The organism is Nonomuraea sp. NPDC049750 (assembly GCF_040659625.1).
In the GTDB taxonomy this organism is placed as follows: Bacteria; Actinomycetota; Actinomycetes; order Streptosporangiales; family Streptosporangiaceae; genus Nonomuraea.
On record NZ_JBFANB010000021.1, the window covers coordinates 19,921 to 34,428 of the forward strand.

Below are 14,508 nucleotides of genomic sequence, written 5' to 3' on the forward strand. Positions count from 1 at the left end.
CTGTGGCGGTGGCCGCGCCTACAGCGGGGTGTCGGGGAAGGCGCCGCAGGGTCGGATCCAGGTGGACCGGACGGCGGAGGCCGACGCGTCCAAGGGCGGCGAGGTCAACTCCGAAGTCGAGCTCGACCGACCTGGTGATCGTCACAGCGTCAGGGCCGCCTTCGCGCGGCCAATCGTCACAGCGTCGGGGCCGCCTTCGCGCGGTCAAGCGCGAGGGCGGCCCCATATCCGGCGGTGTTCGTCGTGGCGGTTACTTCTTGAAGGCGTCCTTGACCTTCTTGCCGGCGTCCTTGACCTTCTCGCCGGCCTGTCTGAGGCCCCCTTCGGCCTGTTCTGTACGCCCTTCGGCCCGCAGGTCCTCGTCGTCGGTGGCCTTTCCGAGGGTCTCCTTCGCCCGGCCCTTGAGCTCCTCCGCCTTGTTCCGGATCTTGTCATCGGCGCCCATGTCCATGCCTTTCTCGTCGGTTCCCGGAAACTCCCACTTTCCGAACAGACCGACTAGAAACATGGGGACCGGTCAGGCGAGGCCCCGCACCGGGTTAGTTGACGCAGTCCTGCTTGTGGAGCCCCAGCGCCATCTCGTACACCTTGCCGTTGTTGAGGAGGAAGGAATAGTAAGCATGCGCCTTGCCGGGGATGTCGGCGTACGGGTAGCCGCTGGCGGCCGTCTTCAGCTTGGGGTAGGCCTTCTTGATCTGCTTGTACGTGGAGCCCAGTCCGATGCCCTCAGGGGTCTTGGCGCCCTTGGGCGCGAAGATCACCGCGACGCCGTGCTTCTTGGAGATGTAGAGGCCGACGGAGTCGCGGCCTACCGGGTGAGCCTTCAGGCTCCAGCCGGTGCAGCTGGGGGAGCCGGCCGCGCCGGCCTGCACGAGCTTGCCGCTGGCCTTGGCCGCCTTCGCGTTCATCCCCAGCGTGATGCCCCCATATCCGGAAGGGCCGAAAGCGGCGGGCGCGGTCGCGGCGTGCGCCGCTGGTGCGAGGCCGCCCAGCACCAGCCCTGCGGCCAGGGTCGTGCCCACTACGGTACGGGTCATCGTGTGCGTCGTCATGCACGGTTCGATGCCCGAATGGGCCGCGAAGTTCGCACGAGTCGAGGTTCTGACAGCCGCTCCCGCTCGAAGTAGCCTCGAGATCGGGCCGTGGACCGTACGCGACCCTGGGCCCGAAGCCCGCACGGTCGCGGCCAAAGCCTCGCCCTCCATCCCCCTTCCGCCAACAAAGCGCCCTTCCGCCAACAAGGCCCCCTTCCGCCAACGAGGGACGACATGCCGACCACGAGATCGTCATCAGGAACGGACAGTCGCCGGCTCAACGACCTCATCCTCGTCACCGGTGGCAGCGGTCACGTCGGCTCGCACCTGGTCAGCCGGCTGCTGCTCGACGGTCACCGCGTGCGCGCCACGGTCCGCTCGCCCGCCCGCGAAACCAGCCTCCGCGAGGCGGTGGCCGCGGCCGGCGCCGATCCAGGGGATCGGCTGGACGTCTGCCACGCCGATCTGTCCGCGGACGACGGTTGGGCCGCGGCCACGGCGGGCTGCGCCTATGTCCACCACGTCGCATCGCCGCTGCCCGCCGGTCAGCCGAGGGACGACGACGAGCTGATCGTCCCGGCCAGGGACGGAGCGCTGCGCGTCCTGCGTGCCGCCCGCGACGCCGGGGTGGCGCGGGTGGTGATGACGTCGTCGTTCACCGCGGTCGGGTACAGCCGTAAGGCGAGCGACGAGTACGACGAGCGCGACTGGACCGACCCCGCCGACGACAACACGGCCTACACCAGGTCGAAGACGATCGCGGAGCGCGCGGCCTGGGACTTCGCGCGGACCGAGGCCGATGACCTCGAATTGGCCGTGATCAACCCCACCGGGATCTTCGGTCCGCTGCTCGGCCCGCACCTGTCGGTCTCCACCATGCTGGTCAAAGCGATGCTCGACGGGGACATGCCGGTCGCGCCCCGCGTCTTCTTCGGCGTGGTGGACGTGCGGGACGTCGTGGACCTGCACGTGCGAGCCATGATCCACCCGGCCGCGGCCGGACAGCGGTTCCTGGCCGGCAGTGGCGAGATGATCAGCTTCCTGCACGCCGCCCGGATCCTGAGCGACCATCTGGGCGAGATCGCGGCCAAGGTGCCGAAGCTGGAGCTCCCCGACGAGCAGGTCAGGGCCGCGGCGCGGACGAATCCCGAGTTACGGGCGATGGTCGACCAGCTGGGCCGCATCCCTGTCGTCCACGCGGACAAGGCCCGTGAGGTCCTCGGCTGGCAGCCGCGCGCCCCGGAGACCGCCATCGCCGACACCGCGGACAGCCTCATCCGCCTCGGCCTGGTGGCGAACCGACCCTCGGCCACCAGTCGTTCGGCGACGTTCGGCAACCCGATCGAGATCATGAACCCGAGAGTGGGGCGTGCTCGCCAATAACAGAGCACTCGCTCCATAATGGTGTATCGTCGTTTCCGGCGCTGTGAAGCGTGCGGTGGCCTGTCGCCAGGCCGATACTCACCCGACCCGATCTTCCACGGATCTTTGAGGAAGTAGTTCTGGGCTGATAATCAGGAGTTTTGATGTCGGCAAATCTCTCCCGGTCTTGCCCCCCTGACTTTGTCGAAAGCTCTCGGCGGGTTGATCGGACAAGACGAGAAGTTCGCTTTGGAAGCGTCGCCGCAGCATGCTCCTGTCCCCGGAAGAGGTATCCGAGCTTGGGGTAGCGGTCGCATCAGGGGCGCCGAGGTCGAGATTCAATGGGCGGCCATTGAGCACTGTGTCATGGGCCAACGGGATATTCACAATCGACGACTCAAGTGCGATTTAGGAGCGTGAGAATGGCGCCAGAATCGATACCACCCAAAGCCCTGGAAGACAGCTGGCCGGGTCTGGACGCGGAACGAGATGGCGTCACCTACAACGAAAAGGTGATCAGGGAAAGTGCCAAAGCGCTGAGAGAGGCGCTGGGGCGCTTCACCGGCGAAGGGGGCAGCGCCAAGGGAAGCAGCCTGGCCGCCGGCCAGGGCTCCATCGATGATCTGACCCAGTACGCCGCGCTCGAGAAACTGAGGACCCAGTTGCAGAGCGTTGCCCGGTGGGAGGGCGGTCGCACGTTCGCCGAGATGCTGGAGACCTGCCACCAGGAGTTCACCACGATCTATCGAGAGGTCCACAAGAACTTCGATATCGCGATCGCGCTGCTCGACGCCGGCGCGGGCAAATACAAGGACGTCAGCGACGCGAACACGGACGGAGCCTAGCCACCCATGGTTGCGAAGACCGACAAGAAGACACGCTGGCTCAAGCCCTCCCGCGGTGCGGACTGGACGATCGATAACGATGACCGCAGATTTGAGGAGGTCAGGGACTTCATCAAGGGCATCAGCGTCAAGGAGATTCAGGATGCCGGCGCCTCCTACGTGGACGCGTGTTCGGTCGTCGCCAACGCCCAATGGGTGCTCGGGCAGGAAGCCGAGGCTCTCGCCAAGGTCTGGGAGGGCAAGGCCTCCGTAACGGCACAGCGGGCCCTGAGAACTCTTTACATAGCGCTCGGCGAACTCTCTGACAAGCTGCTGGCGATGGGCCGTCCGCTCGAGACCCTGGCCGGAGTGGTACGCCAACACCAGGAGTCCATCGACGGCGAACTTTCGGAGGCGGAGCGCGAATCCTCGAATTTCGGCTTCAGGCGCGATGGTCACGGCGACCTCATTTTTAACGGAGTCCTGCAGTCGGGCAAGCATGGCGTGGATTTAACCTGGAAGAATCTGGGAAAGCTGGCAGGACTGCAGTTGGAGGCGTTCAGCAAGGACCTCGAGGCGATCTACAGCACCCTTCCCAAGACGGTGGAGATGGAACTGCCCGCCATCGCCTATCCGGTGGCACCGCATGAGAAGCCCGAAACGGTCGACTACAGATTCGGCGAGAGGCCGTCCGCCGGAGCCTCCGACCGCTCTCCCTCCCATATAGGCCCCACTGACACTGACCGCTCAGGCGGCGGCCCTGCGTTACCTGACGGCGCGGACTCTTCCGCAGCGCATGGCGAGCGCGCCCATTTCCCTGGTGATCCCGAGGACCGGGACAGAGCGGACCTCAGCCAAGGGCCGGACAGCCCATCGTCCGACGCCGCCCCGGGCGGCACGAACGCACCCCGTTGGCCGGCCATCCTCGACGCGAACGGCAGCGACGCATCGCCTGGCGACCCCACCCGCGGCTCGAACGATCCCACGAGCGCCTTGGATCGGCCCACCAACCTGCATACCAAGCTGGCAGACTTCCAGCGCCCAATCGACTCGGACAGCGGCCCGATCCACTCCACCCTCAAGAGCCCGAACCACTCCCCGGCCACCGACCCCGGCAATCCCGGCGCCGGTATGGGCAGTGGATCGGGAGCCCCGGCGACGATCAACGGTATTCGGGCCACCGCCACGAACGGGACGGGCTCCTCCTTCATGCCGATGAGCGGGATGGGCGGTGCGAGCGGCCAGGAGGAGAAAGAGCGCGAATCCGCCACTTGGCTCCATGAGGACGACGACGTCTGGGGCGACGACATGGACGGTGTGGTCCACGACAGAATCGGCTGATTGCCTGCCAAGCGCCACAGTAAGGCCCGTGTCGTGTCCGGTCGCCGTCACCAGCGGTGCTGAGAACGTTCTGCGTATGACGGCCGGTGACGACGGCGCGGGGTTCGCCGTCGCCGCCGTTGCTCCGCGGTTATCGGTAGGCGCTGGCTTGGAGGGTGTAGAGATCGGCGTACAGGCCGTCCAGTGACATGAGGGTGTCGTGGGTGCCCTGCTCGGTCACCTTGCCGTGCTCCAGGACGTAGATGCGGTCGGCGTAGCGGACGCTGGCCAGCCGATGGGTGATGAGCAGAACGGTGCGGCCGTCGGAGTGGCCGCGGATGCGTTCGAACAGCGCGTGCTCGGCGCGGGCGTCGAGGGCGGCGGTCGGCTCGTCGCAGATGAGCAGCGCCGCGTCGCGGTGGAAGCCCCGGGCCACCGCGATGCGCTGCCACTGGCCGCCGGACAGCTCGTGGCCGTCCTTGAAGCGCCGGTCGAGCAGCGTGCGGTAGCCGTGGGGGAGGTCGCCGATGACCACGTCGGCCCCGGCCACCTCGGCTGCCGAGTGCAGGGCCGCTTCGCCCTTGTCGGTGCCCATGGTGATGTTGTAGCGGGCCGTGAGCGGCCAGCGGGTGTGGTCTTGTGCGATGACGGCGGTGCGCAGCCGGAGGTCGTCGGGGTTGACGTCTTTCAGGTCGATCTCGTCCCAGGCGACGGTGCCGCTGTCGGGTTCGTAGAGGCCGGAGAGGATCTTGGCGAGGGTGGTCTTGCCCGAGCCGTTCTCGCCGACGAAGGCGACGATCTCGCCGCGCTTGATCTCGATGGACACCTCGCGGAGCGCGGGCTCGTCGGCGCCCGGATAGGTGAAGGACACCTTGTCGGCGACGATGCACTGGAAGGACTCGGGCGCCGTGAGCGGGCGGGGGCCGGGCAGCCGGCGTTCGGCGTCGGCGCAGAACTCCAGGAAATCGGTGAAGTAGAGGCCCTGCTCGTAGAGGCGGTTGGTGGCGTACATGAGGCTGCTCAGGGACTGCTGACCGGATCTGATCGCCAGGACGGCGGTGCCCGCCACGGCGAGCGGGATCGCGGCGATGGCCAGCAGGATGCCGAGCGCGACGTAGACCACGCCGGCGCCCAGGCCGCCGAAGGCCTCGCCCACGAGCCGGGCCACCGTCTGCCGTCTGGCCAGCAGCAGGAGCACCTCCTGCTCGGCCTTGGCCACCGCGTCGTACATGCGCAGCAGGAAGCCGCGCATCGTGAACGAGCGGACCTCGGCGGCGGCCTCGCGCTCGGCCAGCAGTTCGGCGATGATCCACTTGCGGCGGCGGGCCGGGATGAGGGAGTGCATCGTCGTGTAGCGCATCCGCGCGCTGCGGACCGCGGCCCAGGCGTCGGGCAGCACCGCCAGCAGGAGCAGCGGCAGCAGCACCGGGTGGAGGACACCGAGCACCCCGGCCACGGCCGCGAGGCCGACCACGGCCGTCACCACGTCGATGGCCGAGGACACCACCGAGTCGGCCACCGCCACGCCCCGCATGTTGGCGCGTTCGAGGGAGTCGTGGAAGTCGGGGTCGTCGTAGGCGACCAGGTCGACGCGGCTGGTCAGGCCGTAGAGCCGCTCCTCGGTGTGCCGGGAGATCTGGGGAGTGAGGCGGGATTCCGCCCAGCCGGCGCCCGCTTGCATGGCGGTGCGCAGGGCGGCGGCGGTGGCGACGAGGGCGAGGCTGGGCAGCGCGGCCATCACGCGGTCGGGGGTGGGACCCTGGCTGAACAGGGCGGCGAGCACGCCGGTCGTGGCCAGCAGCCCGAAGGCGGTGAACACCCCGCCGAGCAGGTTGAGCGCGACGGTGGCCAGGGTGTCGCGCGGGCTGGCTCCCCAGGCCATGCGCAGCGCCTGGCGCACCAGGGAGGGGAGCCGGCGGGCGATGGTCAGGAAGCTGACTTCCGCCATCTTGTCGGTGTGGGCGTGCCAGTCGGCGATGGAGATCTCGCCGAGTTCGAGAGGCTCATCAGACATACGCTCAGTGTGCACTCGGGCACCGACAGTTTCATCAGGTCGTCTTTTCCGGGGCCGCCGCCGATGCTCGGCGCCGTTCCGTACCGCCCGTTCGTACGCTGTCCGGACGATCCTGTGTCGCCTCGGTGAAGACGTAGACATAGGGGTGGTGCGGCCGTACCGAACCGTCGGCGGCGGCCCGCGCCAAGGCGAGCGCGCCGTCGGCGGAGTTGCCTCGGGGCGGTTCGAAGCGAGCCTCGGGAAGCAGCGTACGGACGGTGCTCTGGAAGGGCTCCATCAGCAGATCCGCGGCGTCGAACAGCCGGCCGCCCCAGGAGAAGACCGGGTCGAGCCCGGACGCGGCGGCCAGCGCGGTCTGGCCGAGCTGCCGACCGGCCTCGGTCCAGATCTGCCGGGCCACCGGGTCCCCGTCACGGGCCGCCTCGCCGACGGCCGGTGCGAACGAGGCGAAGTGGTGGGCCGCCGATCCCGCCGCGTACACCAGCGTTACCAGCTCCGATGGGGGCCCGAAGTGGGCCGTCAGGCGCTCGAGAAGCGCGGGCGACCCGCCCGTCCGGCCGTCATGCGCGCGCAGAGCGGCGTGCAGGCCGCGCATCCCGATCCAGGCGCCGCCGCCGTGGTCGCCGAGCAGGTATCCCCACCCGTCGGACTGGTTCCAGACGCCGTCCAGGTCGGTGCCGAGGGTGATGACGCCGGTGCCCGCGGCGACGACGACGCCGGGCCGGAACCCGAGCGCGCCGACGTGCGTGGTCACCATGTCGCCGGTGACCACGAGCGTGCCCATGCCGAACCGCCCGCGCAGGGCGTGCCAGAGCGTGCCCGGGTCCGGGACCAGACCCGGCAGGCCGGTCGTGCCGATCGCCATGCCGGCGAACCGGTCGATCTCCCGGCCGCCCACGGCGTTCTGGATGACCCGGATGATCCGCGCCGCGAGCCGATCGAGGTCGACCCTGCCCTGCACACGCGGCACCGGCGACGCGTCGTCCCCGGACACGATCGACCCGCCCGCCTCGATCCGCACCCTGATCCCGCCACCGCCGACGTCCACGCCCGCCAGGTTCATCTGCCGCCCGTCAACGCCGACGTCCACGCCCGCGAGGTTCATCTGCCGTCCGTCAGCGCCGATGTCCACGCCCGCCGGATGAGCCCGGCGCCTGTCAGCGCCGAAGTCCACGCCCGCCGGTCCGCCGCCGCCGGCGTTCACGCCTCCCAGGCTCATCCGGCGTCCGCCAGCGCGGCGACGGCCGCACGCACGCCCGGATGCCGCTCCAGCGCGGTCCGCGCCCGCTCGGCCGAGCAGCCGGTGAGCAGCCGTACGAGCGCCTCCGGGATGTTGCCGCCCGCGTCGGCCAGGACCGCGCGGCAGCTCGCCGCCTCCTCACCCGTCGCCTCCACGAGCAGGCTCACCGCGCGCTCGCTGAGCTTGGCGTTGGTGGCCACCAGCCCGACCATGAGGTTGCCGTACGTCCGGCCCGCCTTGATCATGAGAGCCGTCGAGAACGAGTTGAGTATCACCTTCGTCGCCGTGCCGGCCTTGAGCCGGGTGGAGCCGGTCAGCGCCTCCGGCCCGGTGGCGGCGACGACGTTGATCTCGGCCAGCTCGCGGAGCGGAGCGTCCGGGTTGCAGGTGACCAGCACCGTGAGGGCGCCGGCGGCGCCGGCCGCGCGCAGCGCGCCCGCCACGTACGGAGTGGACCCGGACGCCGTGATCCCGATCGCCACACTGGCCTCGTCGAGGACGGCGGCGTCGGCGGCGCCCAGCGCCTCGGCGTCCTCCTGGTCGACGGAGGAGTCGGTGACGGCGGCGAGCCCACCGGCGAAGTGGGCGGTGAACAGGCCACGCGCCGCCCCGAAGGTCGGCGTGATCTCCGTGGCGTCCAGCACCGCCAGCCGTCCGGAGGCGCCGGCGCCGAAGTAGTGCACAGTTCCGCCCCGGTTCAGCCGGAGATGTGCTTCGTCCACCGCGCGGGCGAGCTGGTCGCCGGCCGCGCCGACGGCCTCGACCGCCAGGGCGTCCTCCTCTCGCAGCAGCCGGAGGACCTCACGGGACTCCAGGGTGTCGATGTCGGCGGTGCGTGGGTTCCGGCGCTCGGTCGGAGGTACCACCTGGGGCATCGTTCTCCTCATCGATCGTGTTCGTAAGTTTGGGCAAGTGAGTCGGCTTGGTCCGCGTAGGCGGTGAACAGCCGGCGTGACTCCGTGGCGAGATCGCCCAGGTCCTGTGGCGGCGCAGCCGGGCCCTCCCGCAGGAAGAGCTCGGCCCGGTCACGGAGCCGCTCATCCAGGTCCGCATCGGGCCCGTCGCCGGGCGTGGCGAGCGCGTCGTTGAGGCCACGCGCCCACAGCTCCCAGCGATCGCGGTAATAGCCGCCGACGAGCCCGCTCCAGTGCCGCCCCGCGTAGTCGTCGAGCAGGGGACTGGAGGAGGTGCCCCAGACCGTGATGATGCGGCGGGCGTTGTCCCGCAGGACGTCGCGTTCGGCCGGGTCGGTCGCCCACGACAGGGCCTTGGACTCCCAGTGCTGAAAGGTGTACTCGGGGCGAGCGGCCAGCATCCGGTCCAGGTCATCGAAGACGCGCAGGAACCGGTCGACATGGGGCCGGCTGGCCGTACCGAGCGCGGCCGACCGCTCCACGGCGTCGAGGTAGTAGCGGTCGGCCACCCTGACCATGAACGCGATGCCCACCTCGACGAGGTCGTGCCCCAGCGGACCGGTCACCAGGTCATGATCGTGCTCGGCCACCTCGATCATCCGTTCCCAGGCCGCGGCCAGCTCCGCCGGGTCGTACCAGAGGGTGCCGGTGACGTTGGCGCGCGCCTCGGCCATCCCCGCGTAGGAGGGTTTGGCGGTGAGGACGCCGTTGAACTGCGCGGGGTAGATCCGCAGGCCCCGGGTGTCGTAGACGGTGTTCAGGAGGCCGCGCCAGGCGGTACGCAGCGGGGCCGCGCTCCTGTCGTAGCGCTGGGTGACGAAGGCGTCGAGCCAGACGTCGAGGTCGGTGACCCGGTTCCAGATCTGGTCGGTCACGAGCTCGAAGAAGACGGGGTTGTTGCGGGTGGCCTCCATGGACAGGCCGAGGCCCGTGGGCGGGTTCGGCGCCGCCAGGGCGGTGTCGATCGCGGCCGGCACCGCCCGCAGGTCGGCGACCGGATCGGTGCGGCCGCCGAAGTTGAGCAGCGCGCACCAGAGCCAGGGCTTGCCGGAGAACTCCTCGAAGCGCTCCCACAGCGGGTCGTACTCCGCCCACAGGTCCGCGACGAGCATCCGGTCATTCGGGATCGCGTCGAGGAAGGCGGTGACGCGGTCCTCGGTCCAGAAGTCCCGCTGGTAGGAGAAAGGCCAGGCCTGCATGAGCCAGACCGCGTCCGGATCGGCAGCCCGCAGCCCGGCCAGCGTCGCCGTCGCCACGGCCCCGGGGAAGGAGGGGTCGGCGTCGACCGGGATCATCTCGATGAACGGATCGGCCGCGTACAGGTGATCGGTGCCGAAGAGCTTGATCTGGGCGCGGGCGATCTCGGTGCTCAGCCGCTCGTAGAGCGGGTCGGCCGGGTCGAGGACCCAGGTCTCGAACCCCTGCCAGTCGCGGCGCGCGGCTCGCGACGACGCGGCGATCTGCTGCGGGACGTGTCCGGTGAAGGCCGGAAGGACGGGCGTCATGCCGAAGGCGCGCTCGCGGTCGAGGATGCGCGCCCCGAGCTCGCGATGGCTGTCGATCCAGGACGCGGGGAGCGGACCGGCGAAGTTGTCCATACACCCCATGAACTGGAACGGAAGGTAGCCTGGCCCGCCAAGGAAGCTACGGATGGTGTGATCCTCGAGACCGAGGAGGGAGTAGGCGGCGTGCAGCGCGGCCTCGTGGCCGGTGATGGCGAGCGGCATGGTGATGCCGTGCAGCGCCATCCAGTCGATCTCGCGCTCCCAGTCGGCCCAGTCCCAGTAGGGCATGGTGTAGCTGAACGTACAGAAGTTGAAGTAGTAGCCGTCCTGGACCCGCGCCGAGCCCTGCCGGGGCGGGCTGTCCGCGAGGGACGTCAGCCGCAACGGCAGCACGGTGTCCCAGCCCACGGACAGCTCGCAGCATTCACGCAGATAGTGATGGAGGGCGACCGAGGCGCTCACGCCGTCCGTCGCGGCGACGGTGAGCGCTCCGTCTCTCGCCTCGTACTCATAGCCACGCCCCGCGCCTTCGCGCGTGAGGAAGCGGATCGACTCGGCCACCGGCCCGAGAACGCGGTGGGCGAGACCGCTGACGGTGTCCGCCCACGGCGGGGGCTGCTCGTCGTCACCGGATGACATCGCAGGTCACACCCCTCGACGAATTAGTTCCGTACGGTCCATAATTATTATGCTAGCGTACCCGCAAGTCGAGCCCAGGGAGAGGTCATGGAGCAGGTGGTCGCCGTTGGCACGCAGTTCATGCGTGAGGTCAACGCGGGTGCCATCCTGCGGCGGCTGCGGACCGAGACCAGCATGAGCGTGTCCGCGCTGGCCAAGGCGGTCGGGCTTTCCCGGCAGGCGGTCACCCGTTCGCTCAACGCGCTGGCCGCGGAGGGGCTCGTCGAGTTCGGCTCCCTCGATCGCGACTCCAGCAGGGCCGGACGGCCCGCGCAGCTCGTCCGCTTCCGGGCGGAGGCGGGCTACGTGCTCGGCATCTCGATCAGCCCGCAGGAGCTGCGGGTCGCGGTCTCCGACCTGGCCGGTACGGTCGCCGCGGCCGACGCGGTGCAACTCGGCGGCGATTCCCATGCCGCGCAGGTGGTGGAGACGCTCCTGCCCGCGGTGGCACGCACGCTGGAGGCGGCGGGCATCACGACCGGCGACCTGTGGTTCGCCTCGGTGGGCACGCCCGGCATAGTCGACCCGGCGACCGGGATCATCCGGCTCATCCCGAGCATGCCCGGCCTGACCGGCGACCTCCTGCATCGCCGGATGAAGGACGTCCTCGGCTGCCCGGTCTACCTGGACAACGACGTCAAGCTGGCCACCCAGGGCGAGCGGTGGCGGGATCCCGAACGCCGCGAGGACTCGCTGGTGATGGTTCACTGGGGCGAACGCGTCGGCGCCGGCATCGTGCTGAACGGCGAGCTCTACCGCGGTGCCTCCAACGACGCCGGTGACGTCGGCTTTCTCGACCTGTTCGCGGCCACCCCTCCCGAGCCCCGCCATCCGCACGGCCTCGGCCCGTTCGAGGACTGGGTCGGCGGCGAGGAGATCGTCCGCCTGGCGAAGGCGGCGGCCGAGCGCGACGGCGACGACGCCCTCCGGGCCCGGCTCGAAGCGGCGGGGGAGCGGGCGTTCGACGCCGTGCTGGACGCCGTTGTGGACGGCACACCCTCGGCCCTGGACGCGCTCGACGTGGTCGCCCGCCGATTCGCCAAAGGCGTCGCGGCGATCCGGGCGATCCTCGACCCGCGGCTCGTGGTCATCGGCGGGCCGCTGGCCAGATGCGGCGAGACACTGCTCGCCGCGGTCCGGCGGCACCTGGCCGAGCAGCCCCTGGACCAGCCGGCCCTGGAGGTCTCGACCCTCCAGGACGACGCCGTCGTCCACGGGGCCCTGCGTCACTCGCTGGAGGAGATCGAGCGAACCAGGTTCGACCTGGTGAGAAGCGGCCGCCAGGAGGTCCGTTGAAGAACCCGCTTGGAGTTTGGCGACTCGGAGATAGGCGAAAGGTCATGCACATGGCAACACCAGGTCGGTGGCAGGCGCTCGTGGCGCTCGGCACCGCGGCGACACTCACCCTGACGGCCTGCGCGGGCACCGGCGGCACCGCCGCCCCGAGCGGGGACGCGGCGAAGAAGATCGACGTATCGACGACCATCCCCAACGACCCGGTCACGCTGACTCTGGCCTACAGCAACGATCCCCCCACCCAGACCCTCATCGACGGCTTCAGGAAGAAGCACCCGAACGTCACCATCAAGCCCCAGATGACGCCGTTCAACGACTACGTCAAGTCGATCAAGCTATCGATGTCGGGCGACGCGGCGCCGGACATCGCCCAGTACAACCCGGGTGCGATGAACTCCCTGGTCCCGGCCGGTCTCATCCTGGACCTGGGCCCGTGGAACAAGGCGTACGGGTGGACCGGCAAGTTCCCGCCCTCCAGCCTCGAGGTCCTCAGCTCCGACAAGGCGGCCAAGCAGTTCGGCACCGGCGGCCTGTACGCCGTGCCGGGCGGGCTGTCCGTGGTCGGCGTCTACTACAACAAGAAGATGGTCAAGGAGGCGCCCAAGACGCTGGCCGAGTTCGAGGCCGCGATGCAGAAGGTGAAGGACGCCGGCCAGACCCCGCTGAGCCTCGGCGCGCTGCAGGTCGGCGGCTTCCACCTGTGGAACGCGCTGCTCAACGTCACCGGCGACGTCGACGCCTACCGGAGCTGGGTCTACGGCAAGCCGGGCGGGACGATCAAGACCGACGCCGCGAAGAAGGCCTCCCAGACGTTGATCGACTGGTCGAAGAAGGGCTTCTTCCCCGCGGGCGCGAGCGCCACGGCGGACCCCGACGCGCTGGCGAACTTCTCCAAGGGCAAGAGCGCGTTCCTGGTGACCGGCAACTGGGGCGCCACCGCCGTGGAGAAGGAGCTGGGCGCCGACGCCGGCTTCTTCCTCATGCCCACGGCATCGGGCGAGCCGGCCAAGGTCGCCTCGGGGGCGAGCGTCGCCTACGCCATCTCGGCCAAGACGAAGCACCCGAACGTCGCCGCGGCGTTCCTCGACTACCTGAGCTCGCCGGAAGCGGCGAAGATCGAGTTCGACGGCGGGTTCATGCCGGTCGACACCAAGGCCGAGCTCGGCGCCCAGGGGCTGCGCGGTGAGATCGCCACCGCCTTCACGCCGGTGGCGCAGGCCAACGGGATCGTCCCCTTCCCCGACTACGCCTCGCCCGGCATGATCGACAAGCTGACCCCCGGCATCCAGGGGCTCCTCAGCGACAAGATGACCGTCGACGACTTCCTGAGCTCCCTGCAGGAGTCGTGGGACGGACACCATGGCTCGTGATGTGAGCACGTCCATCTCCCCGCCGCGGGCCACCTCGGCCCGTGGCGGGGAGCGGGTGGCCGACAGCGCGCGGGCTCGCCCGCCCCGGCGCGGCGGACGGGCCCGCGGCTGGCTGTACGTGCTGCCCGCGCTCGCCGCCTACCTGGGGTTCGCCATCTGGCCGGCGCTGAACACGGTGCGCCTGTCATTGCTGAACTGGGACGGCATCCTGCCCGCGACCTTCGCCGGCCTGGACAACTACGTCAAGATTTTTCGTGATTCGGCGTTGTACGAGGCCATCCTGCACAGCCTCATACTGATCGTCTTCTTCTCGTTCATCCCCATCGGGGTCGGGTTGTTCATGACGGCCCTGCTGATGGGCAAGGTACGCCGGGGGATGACGTTCTTCCGGACCGTGTTCTTCCTTCCCCAGGTGCTGCCGCTGGTGGCCGTCGGCATCACCTGGCGGTGGCTCTACAGCGAGTCCGGCGTCGTCAACCAGGTCCTCGACCTGGTGGGGCTGGGGGCGATCACTCGCGCCTGGCTGGGCGACTACGGCCTGGCGCTGGTCGCGCTCGGGCTCATCGGGACCTGGGTGATGAGCGGGCTGTGCATGATGCTCTTCCTGGCCGGCGCGCAGAAGATCGACCCGTCCCTGTACGAGGCGGCCACGCTCGACGGCGCCGGGGCCTACCGGCAGTTCCTGCACGTCACCCTGCCCGGAGTGCGTAAGGAGATCACGATCGCCGGCGTCATCACCACGATCGCCGCGCTGGCCAGCTTCGACCTCGTCTTCACCACGACGAACGGCGGCCCGGCGGGGCAGACCAACGTGCCGGGCCTGCTGGTCTACCGGCTGGCCTTCAACGAGGGCGACATCGGCGGCGCCAGCGCGCTGGCCGTCGTGCTGACCGTGATCGTGATCGCCGTCGTCGGTGCCGTCCGATACTTCACCAGGGATGAGAGTTGAGC

Annotated in this window: 12 protein-coding genes; 6 read left to right on the plus strand and 6 right to left on the minus strand. The window is 69.6% G+C overall.

Going from position 1 to position 14,508, the window contains the following annotated elements; all coding sequences use genetic code 11:
• Positions 1-250: 250 nt before the first annotated feature.
• Positions 251-445: a CsbD family protein gene (locus AB0J16_RS39775; protein WP_358449388.1), complete on the minus strand. Its 195-nt coding sequence runs from the start codon at positions 443-445 to the stop codon at positions 251-253.
• A 94-nt stretch (positions 446-539) separates the two neighbouring features.
• Entirely contained in the window at positions 540-1,052 is a 513-nt protein-coding gene (locus tag AB0J16_RS39780) for a hypothetical protein (protein ID WP_358549821.1), read from the minus strand.
• A gap of 216 nt (positions 1,053-1,268) precedes the next feature.
• On the opposite strand from AB0J16_RS39780, the gene AB0J16_RS39785 reads away from it, so the two are divergent.
• The 3 genes from AB0J16_RS39785 to AB0J16_RS39795 all read left to right on the plus strand — a co-directional run bounded on the left by AB0J16_RS39785 (position 1,269) and on the right by AB0J16_RS39795 (position 4,561).
• On the plus strand, positions 1,269-2,417 hold the full coding sequence (locus AB0J16_RS39785; protein ID WP_358549823.1) for an NAD-dependent epimerase/dehydratase family protein: 1,149 nt from the start codon (positions 1,269-1,271) through the stop codon (positions 2,415-2,417).
• A gap of 401 nt (positions 2,418-2,818) precedes the next feature.
• Positions 2,819-3,241, plus strand: coding sequence for a hypothetical protein (locus AB0J16_RS39790; protein WP_358549825.1), 423 nt, complete (start codon positions 2,819-2,821; stop codon positions 3,239-3,241).
• Positions 3,242-3,247: 6 nt separating this feature from the next.
• Complete coding sequence (locus tag AB0J16_RS39795) at positions 3,248-4,561, plus strand: hypothetical protein (RefSeq protein WP_358549827.1); 1,314 nt, start codon at positions 3,248-3,250, stop codon at positions 4,559-4,561.
• Between the two features lie 130 nt (positions 4,562-4,691).
• Here AB0J16_RS39795 and AB0J16_RS39800 read toward each other — a convergent pair whose 3' ends face one another.
• The 4 genes from AB0J16_RS39800 to AB0J16_RS39815 are packed head-to-tail and all read right to left on the minus strand — an operon-like array spanning position 4,692 to position 10,852.
• Positions 4,692-6,554 (minus strand): ABC transporter ATP-binding protein, encoded by a 1,863-nt coding sequence (locus tag AB0J16_RS39800; protein WP_358549829.1) that lies wholly within the window; start codon positions 6,552-6,554, stop codon positions 4,692-4,694.
• 34 nt (positions 6,555-6,588) lie between these two features.
• Complete coding sequence (locus AB0J16_RS39805; protein WP_358549831.1) at positions 6,589-7,773, minus strand: BadF/BadG/BcrA/BcrD ATPase family protein; 1,185 nt, start codon at positions 7,771-7,773, stop codon at positions 6,589-6,591.
• Positions 7,770-8,669 carry an N-acetylmuramic acid 6-phosphate etherase gene (locus tag AB0J16_RS39810; protein WP_358549833.1) on the minus strand — a complete coding sequence of 300 codons (900 nt, stop codon included), beginning with the start codon at positions 8,667-8,669 and terminating at the stop codon, positions 7,770-7,772. The genes AB0J16_RS39805 and AB0J16_RS39810 overlap by 4 nt, the downstream gene beginning before the upstream one ends.
• An 8-nt stretch (positions 8,670-8,677) precedes the next feature.
• Positions 8,678-10,852 carry an alpha-N-acetylglucosaminidase TIM-barrel domain-containing protein gene (locus tag AB0J16_RS39815; RefSeq protein WP_358549835.1) on the minus strand — a complete coding sequence of 725 codons (2,175 nt, stop codon included), beginning with the start codon at positions 10,850-10,852 and terminating at the stop codon, positions 8,678-8,680.
• A gap of 87 nt (positions 10,853-10,939) precedes the next feature.
• Here AB0J16_RS39815 and AB0J16_RS39820 point away from each other — a divergent pair, with 87 nt between their 5' ends.
• The 3 genes from AB0J16_RS39820 to AB0J16_RS39830 are packed head-to-tail and all read left to right on the plus strand — an operon-like array spanning position 10,940 to position 14,506.
• On the plus strand, positions 10,940-12,187 hold the full coding sequence (locus AB0J16_RS39820) for an ROK family transcriptional regulator (protein ID WP_358549837.1): 1,248 nt from the start codon (positions 10,940-10,942) through the stop codon (positions 12,185-12,187).
• 50 nt (positions 12,188-12,237) lie between these two features.
• Complete coding sequence (locus AB0J16_RS39825) at positions 12,238-13,557, plus strand: extracellular solute-binding protein (protein WP_358182840.1); 1,320 nt, start codon at positions 12,238-12,240, stop codon at positions 13,555-13,557.
• Between the two features lie 55 nt (positions 13,558-13,612).
• On the plus strand, positions 13,613-14,506 hold the full coding sequence (locus tag AB0J16_RS39830) for a sugar ABC transporter permease (RefSeq protein ID WP_358550049.1): 894 nt from the start codon (positions 13,613-13,615) through the stop codon (positions 14,504-14,506).
• Positions 14,507-14,508: the final 2 nt, after the last annotated feature.